This window comes from Streptomyces sp. NPDC024687, from assembly GCF_055559055.1.
Genome location: NZ_JBVHLJ010000003.1, coordinates 858,950 through 882,781, shown reverse-complemented (window position 1 = coordinate 882,781; position 23,832 = coordinate 858,950). Strand labels below are relative to the sequence as shown.

Here is a 23,832-nt window from a genome sequence, read left to right as displayed (position 1 = left end):
GCTGCGCTGTTCTTCCGGACGCGCTGGTGCTTCCAGGCGTCAGGCGGAGACGGACGACGGACCCTCGTCGTCGTCCTCGGCGGCTTCGATGATCTCAACGGCCTCGACGGCCTCGATGATCTCAACGGCCTTCTCGGCCGCCGCCTTGGCGCGCTCGTCCGCTGCGGCCCGGATGGACCTCCAGGCGGACTCCGCGGCCTGCTGCTCCGCCTCCTTCTTGCTGCGGCCGGTGCCGGTGCCGTACGAGACGCCTCCGACGCGGGCGGCAGCAGTGAAGGTCTTCTCGTGGTCGGGGCCGGTCTCCGTGACCAGGTACTCGGGCACGCCGAGCCCTTCGGTCGCGGTGAGCTCCTGGAGACTGGTCTTCCAGTCCAGGCCGGCACCGAGGTTGGAGGACTTCTCGATCAGTGGGTCGAAAAGCCGATGGACGAGCTCGCTCGCCGCATCGAGACCCTGGTCGAGATAGACCGCGCCGATCACCGCTTCCAGGGTGTCGGCGAGGATGGACGCCTTGTCCCGGCCGCCTGTGCCCTCTTCACCACGGCCGAGCCGGATGAAGGAACCCAGGTCGAGCCCGCGGCCGACCTCCGCCAGTGCACGTGAGTTGACCACCGCGGCCCGCAACTTGGCCAGTTGGCCTTCGGGCAGGTCGGGGTGGGTCGTGTACAGCGTGTCCGTGACCACGAGGCCGAGTACGGAGTCCCCGAGGAACTCCAGACGCTCATTGGTCGGCAGACCGCCGTTCTCGTACGCGTACGAACGGTGGGTCAGCGCACGCACCAGAAGGGCGGACTCGAGCTTGTACCCGAGCCGCCCTTCCAACAGCGTGTGGGACGAGGCCTGGTTGTCGCCCGCGTTCTTCTTCGGCGTGGACACAGTGCCTCTCACCAGCCGCTCAGACCTCGAGGACCTGGCGCTTGTTGTAGGTGCCGCAAGCGGGGCACGCGATGTGCTGCAGCTTGGGCTCGTGGCAGCGCTCGCACGCAACCAGGGTGGGGACCGCAGCCTTCCACTGCGACCGGCGGTGGCGCGTGTTGCTGCGCGACATCTTCCGCTTCGGAACAGCCACGGCTACTTCTCCTGCTTCTCGTTGGCGGGCGCCGATCGAGGCGCTTCGCCACTCATCTCGTCCTTCTCGCCGTCTTCGAGTGAACCGGCGAGTCCCTGCAGTGCCGCCCAACGGATGTCGACGGCGTCATGGTGGTGGTCCGGGTCGTCCGTGAGCCGCTCTCCGCATTCGGAGCACAGGCCCAGGCAGTCGTCCTGGCACACCGGCTGCATCGGCAGTGCGAGCACCACCGCATCACGCAGCACGGGTTCGAGGTCGAACAGGCCGTCCTCGATGAAGAGCCTGTCCTCGTCTTTCTCGGCGTCGTCGGCCGGTTCCGCCGCTTTCACGCGGCCCCGGTCGTCGGCGTCAGGGTACGAGAACATCTCCTGGAAGTCCGCTTCGAGCGCCAGCTCGAGCGGCTCCAGACACCTTACGCACTCCCCCTTGGCCTGTGCACGGGCGGTGCCTGTGACAAGCACCCCTTCCATGACCGACTCCAGGCGGAGTTCGAGCTCGACCGGGGCGCCTTCCGGCACTCCGATCACTCCCTGGATACCGAGGTCCTTGGGAGCGTCGATCTCACGGGTCAGGCGCTGCAGCGCGCCAGGACGCCGGCCCAGCTCGTGTGTGTCGAACACGAGAGGGTTGCGGTGGTCGAGGCGGGCGTTCAGGGCCATTCCTGCTTTCGATCTTGGAACTTGGGGGGATGCCGCCCTTCGGTGTTCCCGGGCAGCGGTGATCGCGGACGTACACGCGACCGAAGAGCCAGGATACTGGACCTTTCGCTCACGGCCCAATCCGGTGGTCTCCTACTGACCGCGACCCTGTTCGTACGCCCTCAACTGCTCCGGCGTGATCATGCCGGTGTCGAAGAGGCTGATCTCGTCGAGGGCGTAGTTCTGCTGGGCCTGCTGCGGCTGGTGGGCCTGCTGGGCCTGCTGGGCCTGGTTCTGGTCGTACTGCTGCTGGTCGTACCCCTGGTAGGCGTAGGGGTCGGCCTGCTGGTAGCCGTACTGGTCCTGCTGGGCGTAGGGATCGGGCTGCTGCTGGTAGCCGGCGTAGGCGTCGCTCTGCTGCTGGTAGCCGTACGCCGGCTGCTGGGCGTACTCCGGCTGCTCGGCCTGGGCCGCCTGGGCCGCGGCCCGGTTGTCCTGCTCGGCGAGGGCGGTGAGGTCGGCCAGGTAGTCGGCGTCGCTGGAGTGCTGGACGGTGGCGGTGTTGTCGGCGAGGGCGCCGAGGTCGTCGGTGGCGATACGGCCGTGCAGCTTCTGGCGGCCGCGGCCGACGGCCTCCAGGGTCTTGGCGAGGACCGCCTCGAAGGCGCCGAGCTTGGCGTCGACGTAGGAGTCGGCGTCCTTGCGCAGCGTCTCGGGGTCGTGGCTGCGCTCGGGGGCGTCCTCGTCCTCGTAGCCGTGCTCGTCGAGACCCGGGCCGGTACCGAGGAGCTTCTCGCGGCCGCGGCCGACCGAGCCGAGGGTCTTGGTGAGGACGACCTCGAAGTTGGCGAGCTTGGAGTCGACGTAGTCGTCGGCCTCCGCGCGGACCTCCTCGGCCTCCTGCCGGGCCTCGTCGAGGATCCGGTCGGCCTCCGCCTGGGAGCGGCGGGCGATCTCGGTGTCGGAGATCAGGGAGCCGCGCTCGGCGTGGGCCGTGGAGATGATGCGCTCGGCCTCCTGGCGGGCCTGCTCGACCATCTGGTCACGGTCGCCGATCAGCTCCTGGGCCTGCGCGAGGGAGCCCGGCAGGGCCTGGCGCAGCTCTTCGAGCATCGCGAGCAGTTCGGCGCGGTTGACGATCACCGAGGCCGACATGGGCATCGACCGGGCGCCGGAGACCGTGGACACGATCTCGTCGAGCTTCTTCTGCACGTCCACCTGTGCTCGCCACTCTCTACAGCCGTATTGGAGACGGACGGGACGACTGTAGTCCCATCAGCCCTTGCGGAGGCGTTCGTTCAGGGCTTCCAGGACCCTCGGGGGGACCAGGTGGGAGACGTCTCCGCCCCAGGTCGCGACCTCCTTGACGAGCGAGGAGGACAGGAAGCTGTAGGTGGGGTTGGTCGGCACGAAAAGGGTCTCGACACCGCTCAGGCCGTTGTTCATCTGGGCCATCTGGAGCTCGTAGTCGAAGTCGCTGACCGCGCGCAGGCCCTTGACGATGGCCGGGATGTCGCGCTCCTTGCAGTAGTCGACGAGCAGGCCGTGGAAGGCCTCGACGATCACGTTGCCGTACTCGGCGGTGACCTCGCGGATCAGGTCGATCCGTTCGTCGATCTCGAACAGGCCCTTCTTGGACTTGTTGATCATCACCGCGACGTAGACCTCGTCGTACAGTCTGGAGGCGCGGGAGATGATGTCGAGGTGTCCGTTGGTGATCGGGTCGAACGACCCGGGACAAACGGCGCGGCGCACTTGAGATCCCTCGCTCTCCGGTCCGGTCATCGTGCGTCTTCGCACGTAGAGGCGGCGCGACCGTACCAAAACGTTCCCTCGCCGTAGCGACGGGCCTTGACCGCGTCGAATCCGGGCGGCCAGTGGAACTCTCCGCCTCTGGTGCTGCGCTCCACGGTGACGAGGGCCTCCGGTGCGAGCCAGTGTTCCGTGCGGAGTGTGAGCAGAATCTCGCGAAGATCGTGATCCGTGACTCGGTACGGCGGGTCCAGGAAGACGAGGTCGTACGGCTGTGCCGGCGCCCCTTGCTGGATGATTTGTTCGGCCTTGCCCGCGCGGACCTCGGCGCCGGGCAGGCCGAGGTTTTTGACGTTCTCGCGGATGGTGCGGGCGGCTCTCGCGTCGGCCTCGACCAGGAGGGTGTGGCTCGCACCGCGGGAGAGGGCTTCCAAACCGACCGCGCCCGATCCGGCGTAGAGGTCCAGGACCCGTTCACCTGCCAGGGGGCCGCCGAGGAGGGACTGCCAGGTGGAGAAGAGACCTTCGCGCGCCCGGTCGGAGGTGGGCCGGGTTCCGTTGCCCGGCGGGACGGCCAGGCGGCGTCCGCCGGCTCTGCCCGCGATCACGCGCGTCATCTTCGGTCCTTGTTCGTGGGTGGTTACGGATCCAGTTTCTCAGCCCTTTTCCAGGTACTGCTCCCTCTCCTCGTCCACAAGCGCCTCCAGGGCCGTGCGCAGGCCGGGAAGGCTCGCCAGGTCCGGGTCCGCCTCCACCACCGCCGTCGCCTCCTGCCTCGCCTCCGCGATGATCTCCTCGTCCTCGATCACGGCGAGGACCCGCAGCGAGGTCCGGGCGCCGGACTGGGCCTGGCCCAGGACATCGCCCTCGCGGCGCTGTTCCAGGTCGATGCGGGACAGCTCGAAGCCGTCCAGCGTCGATGCGACCGCGTTCAGCCGCTGACGGGCCGGGCTCGCCTCGGGCATCTCCGAGACCAGCAGGCACAGCCCGGGCGCCGAACCCCGGCCCACCCGGCCGCGCAGCTGGTGGAGCTGGGAGACGCCGAAGCGGTCGGCGTCCATGATGACCATCGCCGTGGCGTTGGGGACGTTGACGCCGACCTCGATGACCGTGGTGGCGACCAGGACGTGGGTCTCGCCGGCGGCGAAGCGGCGCATGACCGCGTCCTTGTCGTCGGGGTGCATCCGGCCGTGCAGCACCTCGACGCGCAGGCCGCTCAGGGGGCCCTTGGCGAGCTGGTCGGCGATGTCCAGGACGGCGAGCGGCGGGCGCTTGTCTGCCTCGTCCTCGGGGGACTTCTGCTTGGCGGACTTCTTGGGGTCGTCCTCCTCGTCGCCGATGCGGGGGCAGACGACGTAGGCCTGGTGGCCGTTCTCCACCTCCTCGCGGACGCGTTCCCAGGCGCGGGTGAGGAAGTGGGGCTTGTCCGCGGCCGGCACCACATGGCTGGCGATCGGGGAGCGGCCGGCCGGGAGCTGGTCCAGGACGGAGGTCTCCAGGTCGCCGAAGACCGTCATGGCGACCGTGCGCGGGATGGGGGTGGCCGTCATGACGAGGAGGTGGGGCGGCTGCTTTCCCTTGCCCCGCAGGGCGTCGCGCTGTTCGACACCGAACCGGTGCTGTTCGTCCACCACGACCAGGCCCAGGTCGTGGAACTGCACCTTGTCCTCGATCAGCGCGTGGGTGCCGATCACGATCCCGGCCTCACCGGTGACCAAATCCAGCATCGCCTGTCGGCGCGCGGCCGTGCCCATCGAACCGGTGAGCAGCACGATCTTGGTGCCCTGCTCGGAGCCGCCCAGCATGCCGCCCTCGGCGAGCTCGCCCATCATCTCCACGACCGAGCGGTGGTGCTGCTGGGCGAGCACCTCGGTGGGGGCCAGCATGGCGGCCTGTCCGCCCGCGTCGACGACGGCGAGCATGGCGCGCAGGGCCACCAGAGTCTTTCCCGATCCGACCTCGCCCTGCAGCAGCCGGTGCATCGGATGGTCCGTGGCCAGGTCGTCGAAGATCTCCTTCGAGACCTTCTGCTGGCCTTCCGTGAGGGTGAAGGGGAGGCGGTCGTCGAAGGCCGTGAGGAGGCCCTCCGGAGCCGGTTTCCTCGGCACCGCGGGGAGTTGGGCGTCCGCGTGCCGGCGGCGGGCGAGGGCGACCTGGAGGACGAAGGCCTCGTCCCACTTGAGACGGGCGTGCGCGTCGGCGATGTCGGCCTTGGTGTGCGGACGGTGGATCTTGAGGAGGGCCTCGGGCAGGGGGATCAGGCCGCGGCCCTCGCGGAGGGACTCCGGGAGGGGGTCCACCGCCTCCTGGGCGCTCGGCAGGACCGTCTGGACCGCCTTGCCGATCTTCCAGGACTCCAGTTTGGCGGTGGCGGGGTAGAGGGGGATCAGGGCGCCCGCCCAGCTCTCCACCGTCTCCGCCGCCTCGTCATCGGCTCCGCGCAGCAACTCGTAGGCCGGATGGGCCAGTTGGAGGCGGCGGTTGAACAGGGAGACCTTGCCGGCGAACAGTGCGCGGGTGCCCGGCAGAAGTTCCTTGTGGGGCTTGTGGACGCCGTTGCCGAAGAAGACCAGTTGGAGGCGGCCGCTGCCGTCCGTGATGGTGACCTCCAGTCGCTGCCCCTTGCCGCGCGGCGCCTTGGCCGAGGCGAAGGTGTGCAGCCGGGCGTCGGCGACCTGGGCGACCACGGTGACGTGCTCGTCCATGGGCAGGTCGGCGAGGTGGGTCAGCTGCCCGCGCTCCTCGTAGCGGCGCGGGTAGTGGTGCAGGAGGTCGCCGACGGAGTGCAGGCCGAGATGCTCGGCCATCACCTTCGCGGTGGCGGGGCCGAGCACCTTCTTCAGTGGTTCTTCCAGCGCGGGCACGAGATCCATTGCACACCACACCACTGACATTGCCGTATACATACTGGGAAACCCCTGGTCAGACGGCTGGTTGGGGACTTAGGATGGCGCGCTCCGGCCATCCGCGGACCCCCGCCCCACCCGGGACCGCCCGACCCCGCGCCGCGTGCACGTTCCCCCCGCCGGCGCTGCGACGATGGATTCCCAGACCTCACAGTCATCACAGACACCCCAGGTACCTCAGCAACCTCATACGTTCCAGGTCGACCTGCGCGGTCTGGTGGACCTCCTGTCCCATCACCTCTACTCCAGCCCCAAGGTCTATCTGCGCGAGCTGCTCCAGAACGCGGTGGACGCGATCACGGCCCGGCGGTCCGAACAGCCGGACGCCCCGGCCCGGGTGCGGTTGTACGCCGAGAACGGCACCCTGCGGGTCGAGGACTCCGGGATCGGGCTCACCGAGGCGGACGTGCACGACCTGCTGGCCACCATCGGACGCAGCTCCAAGCGGGCCGAGGGCCTCCAGGAGGTGCGCTCCGAGTTCCTCGGGCAGTTCGGCATCGGTCTGCTCGCCTGTTTCGTGGTGGCCGAGCGGATCCGGGTGGTCAGCCGCAGCGCCCGTACGCCGGACGCGCCGCCCGTGGAGTGGACGGCGAGCGACGACGGTTCGTACCGGGTGCGGACGCTGCCCCACGACGCCCGTCCCGAGCCGGGCACCACCGTGCACCTGGTCGCGCGGGCGGGTGCCGGCGAGTGGCTCACGCCCGAGCGGGTCCTGCGGCTCGCCCGGGACTTCGGCTCGCTGCTGCCGTACGACGTCCGGGTCGGCGACGAGGCGGTCACCGATCTGCCCGCGCCCTGGGACCGGCCCTACCCCTCCCCCGCCACCCGCAGGGTGGCCCTGGCCCGGCACTGTCACGAGCTGTTCGGCTTCACCCCACTGGACTCGATCGAGCTGAACGTGCCGCTGGCCGGGATCCGGGGCGTGGCCTACGTCCTTCCCTCGGCCGTCAGTCCCGCCCAGCGGGCGACTCACCGTGTCCATCTCAAGGGCATGCTGCTGACCGAACGGGCCGAACAGCTGCTGCCGGACTGGGCGTTCTTCGTGCGCTGCGTCCTGGACACCGACAGCCTGCGGCCCACGGCCTCGCGCGAGTCGCTGTACGAGGACGAGACGCTGGCCGCCGTACGGGAGGCGCTCGGGGAGCGGATCCGGTCCTGGCTGACCGGCCTCGCCGCCGGGGATCCGGAGCGGCTCGCGGCCTTCCTGTCCGTGCACCACCTGGGTGTGAAGTCGCTCGCGCGGCACGACCCGGACATGCTGCGCACGATGCTGCCGTGGCTGCCGTTCGAGACGACCGACGGGCGGCTGTCGCTGGAGGAGTTCGCGCAGCGGCACGCGGTGGTGCACTTCACGCGGACCGTCGAGGAGTACCGGCAGGTCGCGCCGATCGCCTCCGCCCAGGGCGTCGGCGTGGTCAACGGCGGTTACACGTACGACAGCGACCTGGTCGAGGCGCTGCCCTCGGTGCGGCCGGGCACGGTCGTCGCGGAGCTGGACGCGGACACCGTCACCGCCCACATGGACCTCGTCGATCCGGCCGAGGAGCTGGCGCTGTCCGGCTTCCTGGCGGCCGCGCGGGCCAGGCTGGACCCGCTGGGCTGTGACGTGGTCCTGCGTGCCTTCCGGCCGCTGTCCGTGCCCGCGCTGCACCTGGACGACCGGGACGCCCGGCACGAACAGGCACGGGCGGAGGCCGAGGAGGGGGCCGACGACCTGTGGGCGGGCATCCTCGGCTCGCTGCGCGGCAGCGCCCCACGCGCGCGTCTCGTGCTGAACCATCTCAACCCGCTGGTACGGCGGATCGGTTCGCTGGGCGATCCGGAGCTGATCGGCACCGCCACCGAGTCCCTGTACGGGCAGGCGCTGCTGATGGCCCAGCGGCCGCTGCGGCCCGCGGACTCGGCACTGCTGAACCGGGCCTTCATGGGCCTGCTGGAGTGGGTCACGAACGGCGAGGAGGGCCGCTGATGAGCGGGGTCGACGGGATCGACGGGGTCACAGCCTTCGACGCACTGCGCCAGGCGATGGCGGAGAACGCCGAGGAACCGGAGGGGCCCGCCCGCAACGCGCGCGCGGAACAGCTGCTCGCCGAGGCGGAGAAGCTGAACATCCCGCTCGCGGTCGTCGAGGCGCTCGGGCACCAGCTGAAGGTCTACAACTACAGCTCCGAGAAGGCCAAGATGTTCGTCCCCTTCGCGCGGCTGCTGCGCATGTGGGACGAGCACCCCGAGAACTTCGACGAGTACGAGACGCACTCGCTGCACTGGGTCTTCAAGTGGATGACGGCCGGCATGCTCGACCAGCCGCACATCCCGCTCGCCGCCGTCGAGAAGTGGCTCGGCGAGATGGAGCACCGCTACCGGCTGGCCGGGCACTCCGAACGGGCCGTGCGCAGCGCCGAGTACAGCGTGGCCGCGCACGTCGGGGATCTGGAGCGGGCCGGGCGCGCGTACGCCGCGTGGCTGGCCGCCGACCGGGACAGCATGGCCGACTGCCACGCCTGCGAGCTGCACGAGCAGGGCTGGTGGCAGGTACAGCGCGGGCGGGACGAGGAGGCGCTCGACCTGTGGGCGCCGGTCCTGGAGGGCGAGTTCACATGCGCGCACGAGCCGCACGCGGCCCTCGCGTCCTCCCTCACGCCGTTGCTGCGCCTGGGCCGCCTCGACGAGGCGCGCGCCAACCACCTGCGGGGCTTCCGGCTCGTGCGGTCCATGGAGAGCATGCGCAGCGCCTACGCCGACCACGTCGAGTTCTGCGCACTCAGCGGCAACGAGGCACGGGCCCTGGAACTGCTCGCGGAGCGTCCCGCGTACTTCACGGACGACGGCCATCCCCGCAGCAGGCTGGACTTCATGGCCGTGGTGGCGCTGCTCATGGACCGTCTCGTCGAGCTCGGTCCGGCCGACCGGCCGGTGCCGGGGCCCGCGGGCCGGTCCTGGACCGCGGCCGAGCTCGCCGCCCACGCGCGCGCGGAGGCCCTCGTGCTGGCCGCCCGCTTCGACGAGCGCAACGGCACGGCCCGCGTCAGCGAGCGGGCACGCGCGCGTATGGCGCAGCGGCCGCTGGTGGAACGGCTGCCGCTGGGCGTGCGGGCGGTCCGGACGGTCGCCGCTCCCGCGGTGGCGCCGCCCGCCCCCGCGACCGCCCGAGAGCCCGATCCGGCCGCGCTGGTCGCCGAGGCCCGGCGACTGTCGGACACCCTCCAGCCGAACGCCGTGGAGGCGTGGGCGGCGGTCGCGCGGGCCGCCGAGGGCATCGAGCTGGACCCGCGGGACCGGGCGGAGATCGCCGACCACGAGGCGATGGATTTGGGCCCGGAGGGTCTCCAACTGTTCGAGCGGGCCGCCGAGTTGTACGCGGAGGCGGGCGACCCGGGCGAGTCGCTGGCCGCACACGCGCGTGCCGCGTACGTGCGCGCGCTGGCGGGCGACGTGGACGAGGCGCTCGCCGCGATCGCCGGGCCGTACGACGAGGTCCTCGCGCTCTACTCCGTGGACGGCACCGGTGTACGGCAGACGGCGTCGGTGCTGATGTCCCGGGCGCGGATCCTGATGCGACGGGTGCACGAGGGCGACGACGAGGCGTTCCTGAGCGACGCCGAGTCGGCCGTACGGGAGGTGCTCGCCCTCGTCGAGGGGCGGACCGGGGACGATGTGCGGCTCGCCGCACGGGTCGCCGAGGCGCAGGCGATGCTGGCGGAGCTGGCCGCGCGGACCGGGGACGTGCAGGGGGCGGCGGAGCTGTTCGCGTGGGCCGCGGCCGCGTTCGTGGAGGCGGGACTGCCGTGGTTCGCGGTGGAGTACGAGGCCAGGCTGGCCGGGCTCCTGCACCACCTGGGCGATCCGGCCGGGACGGAACAGGCGCTGCGGGCGGCCCTGGAGCACGGCGGGCCGCACCTGGAGGCGGTCGGACGGGCCCAGCTGCATCTCCAGCTCGCCGAGGTCGTCGGCGGCCGGGGCCTGGCCGAGGAGGCCGCCGAGCATGCCTTGGAGGCCGCTCACTGGGCCGACGAGGCCGGGGAAGGACCGACGCTGGGTGCGCTGGCCCGGCACCAGCTGGGTGGCTTCCTGCTGCGTCTCGGCCGGTGGGCCGAGGCAGCCGAGGTGCTGGAGTCGGCGCTGCCCGACCTGAGCGCGGACCAGCACGGCGAGGGAGCTGTCGTCCAGACGCAGTGGTGGCTCGGCGACTGTCTGAGCGAGCTGGGCGAACACCGGGAGGCGGCCGAACGGCGCCTGCAGGCCGCCGAGATCGCCCGGCAATGGCCCGAGCAGCACGACCATGCCACCCTCGCCCACCTCGCCGCCGAGTCGCTCGGGGCCGCGGGGCTGCCCGCCGAGGCCGACCGGGCGTACGCGCGCGCGGGCGCTCTGTGGCGTGAGCTGGGCAACGTGCACGGCCTCGTCCGCTCCCTGTGGGCCCGCGCCTGGCTCGCGCTGCGCGCGGAGGACGGGGCGGAGGCGGCCCGGGAGTTGATGGCGGACGCGGTCCGGGAGTGCGAGGCCGCGCTGGGTGACACGGGGGCCGACGAGGAGGCGCGGCAGCGGCTGGTCGGCGAACTCGGGCACACACGCCGACAGTTCGGGGACCTCATCGCCCGTTCCGTGCCGGAGGACGCCGGGGACGACTCGATCCGGGCGGTGCTGGAGGAGGCGCTGGAGCAGGTGGTGGAGGCGGTGGTCGTGTTCGCCTCGCTCGGGGACGACGCCCTGGACGCCCGGACCGGTGCCGAACTCGCGGCCGGCTGGCTGGCGATCGACCTGAGCCGACCCGCGGAGGCGGCGGCACGCGCGCGTGCGGTGCTCGACTCCTACGGCGACTCCGACGGCGACTCCTATGGCGACGCGGACGGGGCCGACGGGACGGCACAGGCGCGGCGGGCCGAGGCGGAACAGATGCTGGAGCTCATGGAGGGACAGGAAAGGCAGGAGGGACAGGAGAGGCAGGACAGCTGATCGCCCTGGGGTTCTACTCGACCCCGATGAGCAGCAGGGCCCCCTGCCGTCCGCCCCGGTACACCACGGTGTCCACGGCGAGGTACGACTCCCGTACGCGCGTCTCCAAGTGGTCGGCGACGCTCTCGGGGGCCTCGTCGCCGAGGACGAGGGTGACCAGCTCGCCGCCGGCCGAGAGCATGCGGTCCAGGACGGCCTCGGCGGTGACGCTGACGTCCGAGCCGATCACCGCCACGTCTCCGTCGATGAGCCCGAGGACGTCACCGGCCTGGCAGATGCCGGCCATGGTCCAGGACTGGCGTTCGGCGACGGTGACCTCGGCGTAGCGGGTCGCGCCGGCCGCCGAGGTCATCTGGACGACGTCCTCGTCGAACCGGCGCTCCGGTTCGTGCACGGCGAGCGCCGCGATGCCCTGGACCGCGGACCGGGTCGGGATCAGCGCGACCCGGATGCCCTCCGTGCGGGCCTGCTCGGCCGCGGCGGCCGCGGTGTGGCGCAGGTCGGCGTCGTTGGGCAGCAGCACCACCTCGCGCGCGTGGGCCCGCCGTACGGCCTCCACGAGCTCTCCGCTCGCGGGCGGCTCCCCGGGGCGGGCGAGCACGGTGGTCGCGCCGGCCTCGGCGTAGAGCCCGGCCAGGCCCGCACCGGGCACCACGGCGACGACGGCACGCTGGGCGCGCTCGCGGGGCTGCCGTTCGGCGCCGGTGGTGTGCACGTCACCGAGGCCGAAGTGCGTGATGCGGATCCGGTACGGCCGCCCGGCCTCGACACCCGCCTCCACGGCGGCGCCGGCGTCGTCGACGTGCACATGGACGTTCCACAGTCCGTCGCCGCCGACCACCACGAGGGAGTCCCCGAGCGCGTCGAGCCGCGACCGCAGCCGCGCGACGGCGGTGTCGTCGGCCTCCAGGAGGTAGATCACCTCGAAGGCGGGGCCTGCGGCGGCCGGGGCGTCGGCGCACTCCTCGGGGGAAGCGGGGGAGGCCGGGGAACCCGCAGGGACTTCCCGGGGCGCCCCGCTCGCCGCCGGCACCGCCCTGGGCGCCTCCCCCGTGAACGTCTCCACCAGCGCCCCGAGCACCGCCACCAGCCCGCGCCCGCCGGCGTCCACCACTCCGGCCCGCTCCAGGACGGCCAGCTGGCCGGGTGTCGCAGCGAGCGCGGCGCGCGCCCCTTCGTAGGCGGCCCGGGCGACCGTCCCGCAGTCGCCCTCCGCCGCCCCGGCCGCTTCGGCGGCGGCCGAGGCGACGGTGAGGACCGTGCCCTCGACCGGATGGGCCACGGCCTGGCGGGCGGAGTCGGCGGCGTACCGCAGGGCGAGCCCGAGTCCCGCGCCGTCCGTGTGAGTCGTCCCACCGTCGCCGGCGAGCACCTGGGCCATGCCGCGCAGCAGCTGGGCGAGGATCGTGCCCGAGTTGCCGCGGGCGCCTATGAGGGCTCCGTGCGCCATCGCGCGCGCGGCATCGGCGAGTGCCGGTTTTCCCTGGCCATGGGCGTCGTGGGCCTCGAAGACGGCCTCCACGGCCGCGACCGCCGACTCGGCCGTCAGATACAGGTTGGTGCCGGTGTCCCCGTCGGCGACCGGGTAGACGTTGATCGCGTCGATCTCCTCGCGCGCCCGGCCCAGCGCCCGCAGCGCCAGACCGCACCAGGTGCGCACCGCGAGAGCATCGAAGAATGTCTGCGGCACGTATGCCACCTGCGCCTCCTCGGGCTGCTGGACTGGACGCAGCGTAGACCCCGGATGGGTGTCCACCGGAAGAGGGCCGGGAGTGAGTGCCTGGTCAGCCATGGTAGTTTCGTTCTACTGGCGCAGTCGTTGTATGCTGCTCCGGTTGCCCGATCTGATCGGGCCATTCCCCCTGGCAGTGCCACTCAGATCCCTGATCCTACGATCTTCGATCCCGGCTTGCCGGGATCCGACCGTAAGTGCATCTGAAGTCTTTGGAGTGACCCGTGGCTGCCAACTGCGACGTCTGCGGCAAGGGGCCGGGCTTCGGCAACAACATCTCGCACTCGCACCGCCGTACGTCCCGTCGCTGGAACCCGAACATCCAGCGCGTCCGTACCGTGGTCGGCGGGACGCCGAAGCGCGTGAACGCTTGCACCTCGTGCATCAAGGCCGGCAAGGTCTCGCGCTGACGCACAGCTAAGCGCGCGGCCACTGCTGGTTCGCTGCACTGAGCCGGTCCACCGAGAGGTGGACCGGCTTTTTGCCGTGCCCGTGTACCAGGTGTCCGTGTACTACGCGCCCGCCTGCTGACGGAACCGCCATCCATGATCCACGGGACCGATCCCGCCGCCGAGCGCGAACCCGGCGGCGATCGCGCCGGTGACGTACTCCTTGGCGGCCGTCACCGCCTCCGGCACGGACTGTCCCTTCGCGAGCTGCGAGGCGATCGCGGAGGCGAGGGTGCAGCCGGTGCCGTGGGTGTGCCGGTTGTCGTGGCGGGGCGCGCGCAGCCAGTGCTCCGCGGAGCCGTCGGTGAGCAGGTCGACGGCGTCGCCGGTCAGATGGCCGCCCTTGATGAGCACCCACTTCGGCCCGTACGACAGGACGGCGTCGGCGGCGTCCCGCAGGTGGGACTCCGACTCGACCCGTACGCCGGTGAGCTGGGTCACCTCGTCGAGGTTCGGGGTGGCGACCGTGGCCACCGGGAGCAGCCGTCGCCGGACGGATTCCAGGGCGGACGAGGCCAGCAGCGAGTCGCCGTGCTTGGAGACACCGACCGGGTCGATCACCGCCGGGGCGTCGGTGGCGCCGATCAACTCGGCCACCGCCTCGACGAGTTCGGCCGAGGCGAGCATCCCGGTCTTGACGGCCTGGACGCCGATGTCGTCCACGACACTGCGGTACTGGGCCCGCACCGCCTCGACGGGCAGCTCCCAGGCGCCCTGTACGCCGAGGGAGTTCTGCGCGGTGACGGCCGTGACGACACTCATGCCGTGCACGCCGAGCGCGAGCATGGTCTTCAGGTCGGCCTGGATCCCGGCGCCCCCGCCGGAGTCGGAGCCCGCCACCGTGAGCACCAGGGGCTTCACGACTCGATGTCCCCGCCGAAGTGGTCCCAGCCGCCCTTGCTGGTCCAGGGCGCCCCGTCGACCGTCACCTGGGGCAGCGCCGAGGGGTTGAGGACCTCGCCGATGACCTTCCAGCGGGCGGGCAGTTTCACGTCCTGCGGGAAGGTCGCCACGATCGCGTGGTCCTCTCCCCCGGTCAGCACCCACTGAAGGGGGTCGACACCGACGGCCTGCCCGATGTCGTGCATCTGGGTCGGGATGTCGATCGCACCGGAGCGGACGTCGATACGGACCTTGCTGGCCTCCGCGATGTGCCCGAGGTCGGCGATCAGCCCGTCGCTCACGTCGCACATCGCGGTAGCGCCGAGCGCGGCGGCGGCCGGCCCCGCGTGGTACGGCGGCTCGGGGCGCCGGTGCGCCTCGACGAAGGCCCGCGGTGAGCGGAAGCCGCGGGCGAGCACCGCGTACCCGGCGGCCGACCAGCCCAGCCAGCCGGTGACCGCCACGAGGTCGCCGGGCTGGGCGCCGCCCCGGGTCACCGGCTCCTGACCCCGCAGATCACCGAGGGCGGTGATGGAGACCATGATCGTGTCCCCTCGTACGACGTCCCCGCCGACCACCGACGCGCCCGCGACCTGGCACTCGTCGCGCAGGCCGTCCATGAGCTCCGAGGGCCAGGTGACGGGGAGTTCGGCGGGCACGACCAGGCCCAGCAGCAGGGCGGTCGGCACGGCGCCCATGGCGGCGATGTCCGCGAGGTTCTGCGCGGCCGCCTTGCGCCCCACGTCGTAGGCCGTGGACCAGTCGCGGCGGAAGTGCCGGCCCTCCAGAAGGATGTCGGTGCTCGCCACGACCCTGCGGTCGGGCGCGGCGACCACCGCGGCGTCGTCGCCGGGACCCACCCGGACCGCCGGGGTGGTGGTGAGACGGGAGGTGAGCTCCCTGATGAGCCCGAACTCGCCGAGCTCACCAACAGTGCCCTTCATTGCCCTTACGCCCCTTCTGTGCCGTGCCGTGCCCGGTCGCGCGTCATCAGTGTCCTCGATACGGTCGAGGGGACCGTGAACTTCTGTCCTGTCCGCACCCCGGCACGGGTGTCCGCGTCCCCGCGGGTCTCCCCGCGACGAGCGGCGACGCGATACCGTGGCGTTCCTTTTCCCCACATGATCCTCGTGGCCGCCCTGGAGGTTCCGTGGTACAGGCGTACATCCTGATCCAGACAGAGGTCGGCAAGGCGTCGACCGTCGCCGAGACGATCAGCAAGATTCCTGGAGTCATCCAGGCCGAGGACGTGACAGGACCGTATGACGTGATCGTCCGCGCACAGGCCGACACCGTGGACGACCTGGGCCGGATGGTGGTCGCCAAGGTCCAGCAGGTGGACGGCATCACGCGTACCCTGACCTGCCCGGTCGTCCATCTGTAGCCCCCGTCTACCCTTGGCCGGTGAACTTTTTCCGTCACCGGCCACTCGGCCTGTCCGCGCTCGCCCTGCTGATCACCGTCGCGGGCTGCTCCTCCGCAGACGACAGCGCGTCGGCGGCGGTTCCCTCGCCGGGGGCGGGCGTTGCGAAGCTGTGCCGAGAACTGGACCGGGTACTGCCGTCCAAGGTCGACGACCAGGACCGTCAAGATCCCGAGCCCGCGTCCACGCTGACCGCGGGCTGGGGTGACCCGGCGATCATACTGCGGTGCGGTGTCCGGCGGCCCTCGAAGATGGACGATCCGGAGGCCGACGGGGTCGAGGTCGACAACGTGGGCTGGCTGCTGGAGAAGCAGGACGACGGGTCGTTCCGGTTCACCACGACCCTGCGCAAGGCGTACGTCGAGGTGACGATCCCCGAGGACCGCACCGCGGACGGCATGGCGCCGCTGGTGGACCTGGCGCCCGGCATAAAGAAGGCGATCCCCGAAGGGATCGCCGACTAGCCGCCCGCGCCCGCTACCGGAGCCCCGTCCGCCTGCGAAGTGCCGCCTGGATCAGCCGGTCCACCAGCTCGGGGTAGCCGATCCCGCTCTTCTCCCACATCTGCGGGTACATCGAGATCGGCGTGAAGCCGGGGAGCGTGTTGATCTCGTTGATCACGAACTCGCCGTCCTCGGTGAGGAAGAAGTCCGCGCGGACCAGGCCCTCGCAGGAGGCCGCGTCGAAGGCGTCGACCGCGAGCTTCTGCACCTCGGCCTTCTCCTCGGGCGTGAGCGGCGCCGGCACGATCCCCGGGGTCGAGTCGATGTACTTCGCCTCGAAGTCGTAGTACGCGTGCTCCTGCGGCGGGGGGATCTCGGCGGGGACCGACGCGCGCGGGCCGTCCTCGAACTCCAGGACGCCGCACTCGATCTCGCGGCCCCGCAGCGCCGCCTCGACCAGGATCTTCGGGTCGTGGCTCTGCGCCTCGGCGATCGCCTCGTCGAGGCCGGACAGGTCGTCGACCTTGGTGATGCCGATCGACGATCCCGCGCGGGCGGGCTTCACGAACAGCGGCCAGCCGTGCTCGCCCGCGAAGTCGACGATCTTCTTGCGGGCCGCGGACTCGTCCCGCTCCCACTCGCGGGGCCGGATCACCACGTACGGGCCGACCTTGAGCCCGAAGGAGGTGAACACCCGCTTCATGTACTCCTTGTCCTGGCCGACGGCCGAGGCGAGCACACCCGAGCCGACGTACGGGACACCGGAGAGCTCCAGGAGGCCCTGCAGGGTGCCGTCCTCGCCGTAGGGGCCGTGCAGGACGGGGAAGACGACGTCGACCTCACCGAGCGCCTTGGGCACGGATCCGGGCTCGCTGTAGACGACTTCGCGGTTCGCGGGATCCACCGGGAGCACCACACCGCCCTCGCTCGACTCGGCGAGCTCCTCGACGTTCGGCGTACGGCGCTCGGTGATCGCCATGCGTTCCGGTTCGTCCGCGGTGAGCGCCCAGCGGCCGTCCCGGGTGATGCCGATCGGCAGGACGTCGTACCTGGTCCGGTCGATGGCCCGCAGGACGGCGCCGGCGGTGACCACGGAGATCCCGTGTTCGGAGCTGCGCCCGCCGAACACGACGGCCACGCGCGGCTTGCGAGGCGGCTGCTCAGGGCTCTGGGGGAGGTTCTCGGTGCTCATATCGCGTTGAGAGTACCCGGTGGTAGTGCCCTGAGACAGCGCCCACCCCTGCGGCGAACGAGGCAAAAAACGACCCCGTGGCTCAGTGTCGCTCGGGCTTCGCGCTGCGCGACATCAGCTCCTTGACGGCGACCACCGGGGACTTGCCCTCGTGCACGATGCCGACGACCGTCTCGGTGATCGGCATGTCGACGCCGTGCCTGCGGGCGAGATCCAGCACGGACTCGCAGGACTTGACGCCCTCCGCGGTCTGCCGGGTGACCGCAATGGTCTCCTGCAGGGTCATGCCCTTGCCGAGGTTGGTGCCGAAGGTGTGGTTGCGCGACAGCGGCGAGGAGCAGGTCGCCACCAGGTCGCCGAGGCCGGCGAGTCCGGAGAACGTCAGCGGGTCGGCACCCATGGCGAGTCCGAGCCGGGTCGTCTCCGCGAGACCGCGCGTGATGAGCGAGCCCTTGGCGTTGTCGCCGAGTCCCATGCCGTCCGCGATGCCCACGGCGAGACCGATGACGTTCTTCACGGCACCGCCCAGTTCACAGCCCACCACGTCCGTGTTGGTGTAGGGGCGGAAGTACGGCGTGTGGCAGACGGCCTGCAGGCGCCGGGCCACCGCCTCGTCGGTGCAGGCGACCACGGCGGCGGCCGGCATCCGGGCGGCGATCTCCCGCGCGAGGTTGGGTCCGGTGACCACGGCGATCCGGTCGGCGCCGACCTTCGCGACGTCCTCGATCACCTCGCTCATCCGCATGGCGGAGCCGAGCTCGACGCCCTTCATGAGGGAGACGAGGACGGTGTCGGGCGCGAGCAGCGGGGTCCACTCGGCGAGGTTGGCGCGCAGGGTCTGCGAGGGGATCGACAGGATCGTGAAGTCGGCGCCGGCGGCGGCCTCGGCCGGGTCCGTGGTCGCCCTGACACCTTGCGGGAGCTCCACCCCGGGAAGGTAGTCGGGGTTCGTCCGGCCGGAGTTGATGGCCTCGGCGACCTCGGGACGGCGTGCCCAGAGGGTGACCTCGCAGCCCGCGTCGGCGAGCACGACACCGAAGGCCGTACCCCATGAACCGGCGCTGAGAACCGCCGCCTTGACGGGCTTGCTCACTTGGTCTTCTCCCCCTCGTGGCCGTTCTGGGCGCGGGTCCGGCGCCGCTGCTCGATCCGCTCGCGGCGCGGGTCGTACGCCGCCTTGGGCGCCTTCTCGCCGCGGATCAACTCCAGCTGGGCGGTGACGGCGGCCATGATGACCTCGGTGGCCTCCTTGAGGAGGTCCGGGGTCATCTCCTTGTCGTAGAACGGCGACAGGTCCACCGGCGGCCCCGCGAGGACGTGCGAGGTCTTGCGCGGCAGGACGTGGAGCTTCTTGGCGTACGGCGGCAGCAGTTCGTTGGCGCCCCACTGGGCGACCGGGACCACCGGGCACTTGGTCTGCAGGGCCACGCGCGCGGCGCCGGTCTTGCCGACCATGGGCCACTGGGCCGGGTCCCGGGTGATGGTGCCCTCGGGGTAGAACGCGACGCATTCGCCGCGCTCCACGGCCTCGATGGCGGCCCGGAAGGCGCTGAGCGCGTCCGTGGTCTCGCGGTAGACGGGAATCTGCCCCGTGCCGCGCATCATGACGCCGACGAATCCCTTGTTGAAAAGACCGCTCTTCGCGAGGAATCGCGGAACGCGGCCGGTGTTGTACTGGAAGTGCGCGTACGCGAAAGGATCGATGTGCGAATTGTGGTTGACCGCGGTGATAAATCCGCCGTCAGCCGGAATGTGCTCCATTCCACGCCAGTCCCGCTTGAGCAGAACCATGAGCGGCGGTTTGGCGATCACCGCTGCCAGGCGGTACCAGAAGCCGATTCTGCGGCGGGGCACGCGGACACCTTCCTCTAGGGCCTGGGGGGCCGCACAAGTGTCACCCCGGGCCGTCTGTCTGTCGAGAACACCGTACGCCCCGCCACCGACACCGCCAGATGGGGCGCGTGACGACTGAGTGACAATGGCGGCGAGAAGAGAAGGACGGAACGCCGGTGCAGTGGACGTTGGTCATCCCCCTCAAACCCCTGGCGCGGGCCAAGAGCAGGCTCTCGGACACCGCCGGCGACGGGGTGCGCCCGGGTCTGGCCCTCGCCTTCGCCCAGGACACCGTGGCGGCCGCGCTGGCCTGCCCGGCGGTCGGGGATGTGGCGGTCGTCACGGACGACGCCCTCGCCGGCCGGGAGCTCGCGGCCCTGGGTGCCCGCATCGTCCCCGACGAGCCCCGAGGGGGCCTGAACGCGGCCCTCGCGCACGGGGCGGCCGCCGTCCGGTCGAGGCGTCCCGACAGCCCCCTCGCAGCCCTGAACGCCGACCTTCCGGCGCTGCGGCCCCTGGAATTGGCCCGGGTCCTGGACGCCGCCGCACAATTCCCGCGCGCTTTTCTCGCGGACGCCGCGGCAATCGGCACCACTCTGCTGGCGGCGCGGGGGGACGCGGAATTGCGTCCCGCCTTCGGCCCCGATTCACGGGCACGGCATCGCGCCTCGGGAGCGGCGGAACTCCCCCTCACCGAGGTCGATTCCGTACGACAGGACGTGGACACCGGCGAGGACCTGCGGGCCGCGCTCGCGCTCGGGGTGGGCCCCCGGACGGCCGCCGCCGCGGCGCGGTTGCTGATTCCCGGGCAGTAGGCTGCGGCCATGCAGGCGACCGCGTACACGTACGACCCCGAAAGCCGCAGTGGGCAGGTGCTTCTCGACGACGGCACCCCCGTGCCCTTCGACGCGCCGGCGTTCGACGCGGGCGGTCTGAGGCTGCTGCGCCCCGGACAGCGCGTGCGCATCGAGATGACCGAAGACAAGGTCACCCTGGTGACCCTGCAGACGTTCTGAACCCCCTTGCACACGCCGCGGGCCGGACTCCGATGCGGAGTCCGGCCCGGCGCGTGAGTGCCCCTGTGCCCTTACCTCTTGCGGGCCGTGGCCTTCTTGGCGGTGGTGGTGCGAGCCGCGGACTTCTTGGCGGGCGCCTTCTTGGCGGTGGCCTTCTTCGCCGGGGCGCTCTTGGCCGTCGTCTTCTTGGCGGTGCTCTTGTTCGCGGCGGTGGTCTTCGCGGCGGTCCCGGTCGCCTTCTTGGCGGGGGCCTTCTTCGCCGTCGTCTTCTTGGCGGTGGCCGTGGTCTTCTTGGCCGTCGTCTTCTTGGCGGTGGCCGTGGTCTTCTTGGCCGCGGCGCTCCTGGCGGAGGTGGCCTTCTTCGCGGCCGCCTTCTTGACCGTGGCCGAAGCCCCGCCGGTCAGGCTGCCCTTGGGCGCCTTCTTGACCGCGACGTCGTTCTTGGGGAGCTTCTTCGTGCCGCTGACCAGGTCCTTGAAGCCCTGGCCCGCGCGGAAGCGCGGAACGGAGGTCTTCTTGACCCGAACCCGCTCACCGGTCTGGGGGTTGCGGGCGTAACGGGCCGGCCGGTCGACCTTCTCGAACGAACCGAAGCCGGTGACCGAGACCCGGTCGCCCGCGACCGTCGCGCGGACGATGGCGTCCAGGACCGCGTCGACCGCGTCGGCGGCCTGCTGGCGGCCGCCCACCTTGTCGGCAATCGCTTCTACGAGCTGCGCCTTGTTCACGTCTTCCCCTTCGGAGACATCGCCCGAACGAAACTGCTCAGGCTTTTTCGCACGTTAGGCAGATATATACCGCAAATCAAACACGAAACGGGCTTATCACCCTTGTGCCGCAACGAACTCGACTGCTCTGGACTTGTTCAGCGTTCCTCTTCCGGGATTCGACCCGCGTCGAGGTCGGCCATGAACCCCTCCAGACGCCTTGTCGCTTCGACGACGTCGTGCTTGGCCGCGGCCGTAATGACCAGCAGCTTCCGGGTCAGCGCCATCCGTACGCCCTCCGGGACTTGCAGTGCGCGCACTCTTGCGTGCGCTTCCTTCAGTTGGTCCGCGACTGCCGCATAGAGCTCGAGTTGGCCGTCGTGTTCCATGCACAGATTGTGCCATCTGGGGCGAGTTGTCGCCTGCTAGGGGTGCAACTGCCGCCTCAAACGGCCTTCCCGGCACATCCGGAAGTCACGGCTACAAGGGACGCGTACCCCGACAACACCCGCCGTAACGTGGGAAGTTGAGCGGGCGTGTCGCGCGACGCGAGGCCGTCCGGAGGCAGACACGGCCGTACCCCCGATCGGGCTGATCGGGGGTACGGCAGGGGTGTTGAGGTGGCCGAAACTCGACCTGTTCAGTTGCTCCGAAGGAGGGTCGCCGTCACGCCTGCAGCGTCCGCGGCTTGTACGAGGGCCGCTTGGTCTCGTACGCGGCGATGTCGGCCTCGTTCTGGAGGGTGATCGAGATGTCGTCCAGGCCGTTCAGCAGCCGCCAACGGGCGTTCTCGTCGAGCTCGAAGGCGGCGGTGATGCCCTCGGCGCGCACCTCGCGGGCCTCGAGGTCGACGGTGATCTCGGCCGTGGGGTCCTTCTCCGTGAGCTCCTGGAGCGCGTCCACGATCTTCTGCTCCAGAACCACCGTGAGCAGGCCGTTCTTGAGCGAGTTGCCGCGGAAGATGTCGGCGAAGCGGGAGGAGATCACGGCCTTGAAGCCGTAGTTCTGCAGCGCCCACACCGCGTGCTCACGGGAGGAGCCGGTGCCGAAGTCGGGGCCGGCGACCAGGACCGTGGCGCCCTTGCGCTCGGGCTGGTTGAGGATGAATTTCTCGTCCTTGCGCCAGGCCTCGAACAGTCCGTCCTCGAAACCGTCCCGGGTCACCTTCTTGAGCCAGTGAGCAGGGATGATCTGGTCGGTGTCGACGTTGGAACGGCGCAGCGGGACGGCCCGGCCGGTGTGCGTGGTGAATGCTTCCATGACTATCGGACTCCAGCGGCGACAGGGGCGTCGGACAGGTCGGCGGGCGAGGCCAGATGGCCCAGCACGGCGGTCGCGGCCGCGACCTGCGGCGACACCAGGTGCGTACGACCGCCCTTGCCCTGCCGGCCCTCGAAGTTGCGGTTGGAGGTGGACGCGGAGCGCTCACCGGGGGCCAGCTGATCCGGGTTCATGCCCAGACACATCGAGCAGCCCGCGTGCCGCCATTCGGCGCCGGCCTCCTTGAAGACGACGTCCAGGCCCTCGGAGACGGCCTGCAGACCGACCCGCGCGGAGCCGGGGACGACCAGCATGCGTACGCCGTCGGCGACTTTGCGGCCCTTGACGAGCTCGGCGGCGGCGCGCAGGTCCTCGATGCGGCCGTTGGTGCACGAACCTACGAAGACGGTGTCCACCTTGATGGAGGTGAGCGGCTGACCGGCCTCCAACCCCATGTACTCCAGGGCCTTTTCGGCGGCGTGGCGCTCCGAAGCGTCTTCGTACGAAGCAGGGTCGGGGACGTTCGCCGAAAGCGGCGCTCCCTGGCCGGGGTTGGTGCCCCAGGTGACGAACGGCGCCAGCTCGTCGGCCTTGATGACGACCTCGGCGTCGAACTCGGCGTCCTCGTCCGTCTTCAGGGTCTTCCAGTACGCGACGGCCGCGTCCCAGTCCTCGCCCTTGGGCGCGTGCGGGCGGCCCTCGAGGTAGTCGAAGGTGGTCTGGTCGGGGGCGATCATGCCCGCTCGGGCACCGGCCTCGATCGACATGTTGCAGATGGTCATCCGGGCTTCCATCGAGAGCTTCTCGATGGCGGAGCCGCGGTACTCCAGGACGTAGCCCTGGCCGCCGCCGGTGCCGATCCTGGCGATGATCGCCAGGATCAGGTCCTTGGCGGTGACGCCCTCGGGCAGTTCGCCGTCGACCGTGATGGCCATGGTCTTCGGGCGGACCAGCGGCAGCGTCTGGGTGGCCAGCACGTGCTCCACCTGGGAGGTGCCGATGCCGAACGCCAGACCGCCGAAGGCGCCGTGCGTGGAGGTGTGGGAGTCACCGCAGACCACCGTCATGCCCGGCTGGGTCAGACCCAGCTGCGGGCCGACGACGTGCACGACACCCTGCTCGACGTCGCCGAGCGGGTGCAGCCGCACCCCGAAGTCGGCGCAGTTCTTGCGCAGCGTCTCCAGCTGGACCCGGGAGACCGGGTCCGCGATGGGCTTGTCGATGTCGAGGGTCGGGGTGTTGTGGTCCTCGGTGGCGATGGTCAGGTCGAGACGCCGCACCTGGCGACCGCTCTTGCGCAGTCCGTCGAAGGCCTGCGGGCTGGTCACCTCGTGCAGCAGGTGCAGATCGATGAAGAGGAGGTCGGGCTCGCCCTCGGCGCGCCGGACGACGTGGTCGTCCCAGACCTTCTCCGCGAGTGTCCTACCCATCGCTTTCCCTCCGGTCGGCCAGAGCTGCGCCGACCCAACTAGAAGCTCTTGTGGAGGCGACGCCCATGGCCCCTGTTCCCGGGCACCCGCCGCCAGGCCCGTTGGTCTGCGGGCCGCTGTGCCTACAAGGGTTGCGCGTCTCACGAA

24 protein-coding genes are annotated in these 23,832 nt (G+C 70.9%); 7 read left to right on the top strand and 17 right to left on the bottom strand.

Going from position 1 to position 23,832, the window contains the following annotated elements; all coding sequences use genetic code 11:
• Positions 1–39: 39 nt before the first annotated feature.
• The 7 genes from rnc to recG all read right to left on the bottom strand — a co-directional run bounded on the left by rnc (position 40) and on the right by recG (position 6,332).
• On the bottom strand, positions 40–876 hold the full coding sequence (rnc, locus tag ACZ39I_RS15910; protein ID WP_467245123.1) for a ribonuclease III: 837 nt from the start codon (positions 874–876) through the stop codon (positions 40–42).
• A gap of 19 nt (positions 877–895) precedes the next feature.
• Positions 896–1,069 carry a 50S ribosomal protein L32 gene (rpmF, locus tag ACZ39I_RS15905; protein WP_006139588.1) on the bottom strand — a complete coding sequence of 58 codons (174 nt, stop codon included), beginning with the start codon at positions 1,067–1,069 and terminating at the stop codon, positions 896–898.
• A gap of 2 nt (positions 1,070–1,071) precedes the next feature.
• On the bottom strand, positions 1,072–1,728 hold the full coding sequence (locus tag ACZ39I_RS15900) for a YceD family protein (protein WP_467244977.1): 657 nt from the start codon (positions 1,726–1,728) through the stop codon (positions 1,072–1,074).
• Positions 1,729–1,860: 132 nt separating this feature from the next.
• Positions 1,861–2,925: an ATP synthase F0 subunit B gene (locus ACZ39I_RS15895; RefSeq protein ID WP_467244976.1), complete on the bottom strand. Its 1,065-nt coding sequence runs from the start codon at positions 2,923–2,925 to the stop codon at positions 1,861–1,863.
• Between the two features lie 57 nt (positions 2,926–2,982).
• Positions 2,983–3,462 carry a pantetheine-phosphate adenylyltransferase gene (gene coaD / locus ACZ39I_RS15890; protein ID WP_020138732.1) on the bottom strand — a complete coding sequence of 160 codons (480 nt, stop codon included), beginning with the start codon at positions 3,460–3,462 and terminating at the stop codon, positions 2,983–2,985.
• Between the two features lie 26 nt (positions 3,463–3,488).
• Complete coding sequence (gene rsmD / locus ACZ39I_RS15885; protein ID WP_467244975.1) at positions 3,489–4,076, bottom strand: 16S rRNA (guanine(966)-N(2))-methyltransferase RsmD; 588 nt, start codon at positions 4,074–4,076, stop codon at positions 3,489–3,491.
• Positions 4,077–4,115: 39 nt separating this feature from the next.
• Positions 4,116–6,332: an ATP-dependent DNA helicase RecG gene (gene recG, locus ACZ39I_RS15880; protein WP_467244974.1), complete on the bottom strand. Its 2,217-nt coding sequence runs from the start codon at positions 6,330–6,332 to the stop codon at positions 4,116–4,118.
• Between the two features lie 166 nt (positions 6,333–6,498).
• Between recG and ACZ39I_RS15875 the strand changes: the two genes are divergently transcribed.
• Positions 6,499–8,334, top strand: a complete 1,836-nt coding sequence (locus ACZ39I_RS15875) for an HSP90 family protein (RefSeq protein WP_467244973.1) — start codon at positions 6,499–6,501, stop codon at positions 8,332–8,334.
• On the top strand, positions 8,334–11,318 hold the full coding sequence (locus ACZ39I_RS15870; protein ID WP_467244972.1) for a tetratricopeptide repeat protein: 2,985 nt from the start codon (positions 8,334–8,336) through the stop codon (positions 11,316–11,318). The genes ACZ39I_RS15875 and ACZ39I_RS15870 overlap by 1 nt, the downstream gene beginning before the upstream one ends.
• 13 nt (positions 11,319–11,331) lie before the next feature.
• Here ACZ39I_RS15870 and ACZ39I_RS15865 read toward each other — a convergent pair whose 3' ends face one another.
• Positions 11,332–13,017: a DAK2 domain-containing protein gene (locus tag ACZ39I_RS15865; RefSeq protein WP_467244971.1), complete on the bottom strand. Its 1,686-nt coding sequence runs from the start codon at positions 13,015–13,017 to the stop codon at positions 11,332–11,334.
• Between the two features lie 257 nt (positions 13,018–13,274).
• On the opposite strand from ACZ39I_RS15865, the gene rpmB reads away from it, so the two are divergent.
• Positions 13,275–13,460: a 50S ribosomal protein L28 gene (gene rpmB, locus ACZ39I_RS15860; protein ID WP_003993230.1), complete on the top strand. Its 186-nt coding sequence runs from the start codon at positions 13,275–13,277 to the stop codon at positions 13,458–13,460.
• A gap of 102 nt (positions 13,461–13,562) precedes the next feature.
• Here the strand turns inward: rpmB and thiD are convergent, their stop codons facing one another.
• Both thiD and ACZ39I_RS15850 read right to left on the bottom strand, forming a co-directional pair.
• Positions 13,563–14,360 carry a bifunctional hydroxymethylpyrimidine kinase/phosphomethylpyrimidine kinase gene (thiD, locus tag ACZ39I_RS15855; RefSeq protein WP_467244970.1) on the bottom strand — a complete coding sequence of 266 codons (798 nt, stop codon included), beginning with the start codon at positions 14,358–14,360 and terminating at the stop codon, positions 13,563–13,565.
• Positions 14,357–15,325, bottom strand: a complete 969-nt coding sequence (locus ACZ39I_RS15850) for a thiamine-phosphate kinase (protein ID WP_467244969.1) — start codon at positions 15,323–15,325, stop codon at positions 14,357–14,359. Before ACZ39I_RS15850 ends, thiD begins: the two co-directional genes overlap by 4 nt.
• A 206-nt stretch (positions 15,326–15,531) precedes the next feature.
• Between ACZ39I_RS15850 and ACZ39I_RS15845 the strand changes: the two genes are divergently transcribed.
• Positions 15,532–15,765: an Lrp/AsnC family transcriptional regulator gene (locus tag ACZ39I_RS15845; protein ID WP_003997603.1), complete on the top strand. Its 234-nt coding sequence runs from the start codon at positions 15,532–15,534 to the stop codon at positions 15,763–15,765.
• 20 nt (positions 15,766–15,785) lie between these two features.
• Positions 15,786–16,268, top strand: coding sequence for a DUF3515 domain-containing protein (locus ACZ39I_RS15840; RefSeq protein WP_467244968.1), 483 nt, complete (start codon positions 15,786–15,788; stop codon positions 16,266–16,268).
• A gap of 13 nt (positions 16,269–16,281) precedes the next feature.
• Here the strand turns inward: ACZ39I_RS15840 and ACZ39I_RS15835 are convergent, their stop codons facing one another.
• From ACZ39I_RS15835 to ACZ39I_RS15825, 3 genes are all read right to left on the bottom strand, one after another.
• The gene (locus tag ACZ39I_RS15835; protein WP_467244967.1) at positions 16,282–17,439 is read right to left on the bottom strand and encodes a D-alanine--D-alanine ligase family protein; all 1,158 of its coding nucleotides are present in this window, start codon (positions 17,437–17,439) and stop codon (positions 16,282–16,284) included.
• Between the two features lie 82 nt (positions 17,440–17,521).
• Positions 17,522–18,532, bottom strand: coding sequence for an NAD(P)H-dependent glycerol-3-phosphate dehydrogenase (locus ACZ39I_RS15830; protein WP_467244966.1), 1,011 nt, complete (start codon positions 18,530–18,532; stop codon positions 17,522–17,524).
• The gene (locus tag ACZ39I_RS15825; protein ID WP_467244964.1) at positions 18,529–19,293 is read right to left on the bottom strand and encodes a lysophospholipid acyltransferase family protein; all 765 of its coding nucleotides are present in this window, start codon (positions 19,291–19,293) and stop codon (positions 18,529–18,531) included. Before ACZ39I_RS15825 ends, ACZ39I_RS15830 begins: the two co-directional genes overlap by 4 nt.
• 155 nt (positions 19,294–19,448) lie before the next feature.
• On the opposite strand from ACZ39I_RS15825, the gene cofC reads away from it, so the two are divergent.
• Together cofC and ACZ39I_RS15815 are read left to right on the top strand one after the other, a co-directional pair.
• Positions 19,449–20,087, top strand: coding sequence for a 2-phospho-L-lactate guanylyltransferase (gene cofC, locus ACZ39I_RS15820; protein WP_467244962.1), 639 nt, complete (start codon positions 19,449–19,451; stop codon positions 20,085–20,087).
• Positions 20,088–20,096: 9 nt separating this feature from the next.
• Positions 20,097–20,288 (top strand): hypothetical protein, encoded by a 192-nt coding sequence (locus tag ACZ39I_RS15815; protein WP_467244961.1) that lies wholly within the window; start codon positions 20,097–20,099, stop codon positions 20,286–20,288.
• 71 nt (positions 20,289–20,359) lie between these two features.
• Here the strand turns inward: ACZ39I_RS15815 and ACZ39I_RS15810 are convergent, their stop codons facing one another.
• The 4 genes from ACZ39I_RS15810 to leuC all read right to left on the bottom strand — a co-directional run bounded on the left by ACZ39I_RS15810 (position 20,360) and on the right by leuC (position 23,685).
• Complete coding sequence (locus ACZ39I_RS15810) at positions 20,360–21,016, bottom strand: HU family DNA-binding protein (protein WP_467244959.1); 657 nt, start codon at positions 21,014–21,016, stop codon at positions 20,360–20,362.
• 137 nt (positions 21,017–21,153) lie between these two features.
• The gene (locus ACZ39I_RS15805) at positions 21,154–21,384 is read right to left on the bottom strand and encodes an SCO5555 family protein (protein WP_007384922.1); all 231 of its coding nucleotides are present in this window, start codon (positions 21,382–21,384) and stop codon (positions 21,154–21,156) included.
• Between the two features lie 277 nt (positions 21,385–21,661).
• On the bottom strand, positions 21,662–22,255 hold the full coding sequence (leuD, locus tag ACZ39I_RS15800; protein ID WP_467244958.1) for a 3-isopropylmalate dehydratase small subunit: 594 nt from the start codon (positions 22,253–22,255) through the stop codon (positions 21,662–21,664).
• 2 nt (positions 22,256–22,257) lie between these two features.
• Positions 22,258–23,685, bottom strand: a complete 1,428-nt coding sequence (leuC, locus tag ACZ39I_RS15795; protein ID WP_467244957.1) for a 3-isopropylmalate dehydratase large subunit — start codon at positions 23,683–23,685, stop codon at positions 22,258–22,260.
• Positions 23,686–23,832 lie beyond the last annotated feature (147 nt).

Excerpts from the sequence above, each read along its gene's own strand:
- leuC (WP_467244957.1), bottom strand. The coding sequence starts at position 23,685 with ATGGGTAGGACACTCGCGGAGAAGGTCTGGGACGACCACGTCGTCCGG.
- ACZ39I_RS15805 (WP_007384922.1), bottom strand. The coding sequence starts at position 21,384 with ATGGAACACGACGGCCAACTCGAGCTCTATGCGGCAGTCGCGGACCAA.
- ACZ39I_RS15835 (WP_467244967.1), bottom strand. The coding sequence starts at position 17,439 with ATGAGCACCGAGAACCTCCCCCAGAGCCCTGAGCAGCCGCCTCGCAAG.
- ACZ39I_RS15850 (WP_467244969.1), bottom strand. The coding sequence starts at position 15,325 with ATGAAGGGCACTGTTGGTGAGCTCGGCGAGTTCGGGCTCATCAGGGAG.
- ACZ39I_RS15875 (WP_467244973.1), top strand. The coding sequence starts at position 6,499 with ATGGATTCCCAGACCTCACAGTCATCACAGACACCCCAGGTACCTCAG.
- leuD (WP_467244958.1), bottom strand. The coding sequence starts at position 22,255 with ATGGAAGCATTCACCACGCACACCGGCCGGGCCGTCCCGCTGCGCCGT.
- ACZ39I_RS15870 (WP_467244972.1), top strand. The coding sequence starts at position 8,334 with ATGAGCGGGGTCGACGGGATCGACGGGGTCACAGCCTTCGACGCACTG.
- ACZ39I_RS15815 (WP_467244961.1), top strand. The coding sequence starts at position 20,097 with ATGCAGGCGACCGCGTACACGTACGACCCCGAAAGCCGCAGTGGGCAG.
- recG (WP_467244974.1), bottom strand. The coding sequence starts at position 6,332 with ATGGATCTCGTGCCCGCGCTGGAAGAACCACTGAAGAAGGTGCTCGGC.
- ACZ39I_RS15900 (WP_467244977.1), bottom strand. The coding sequence starts at position 1,728 with ATGGCCCTGAACGCCCGCCTCGACCACCGCAACCCTCTCGTGTTCGAC.
- rsmD (WP_467244975.1), bottom strand. The coding sequence starts at position 4,076 with ATGACGCGCGTGATCGCGGGCAGAGCCGGCGGACGCCGCCTGGCCGTC.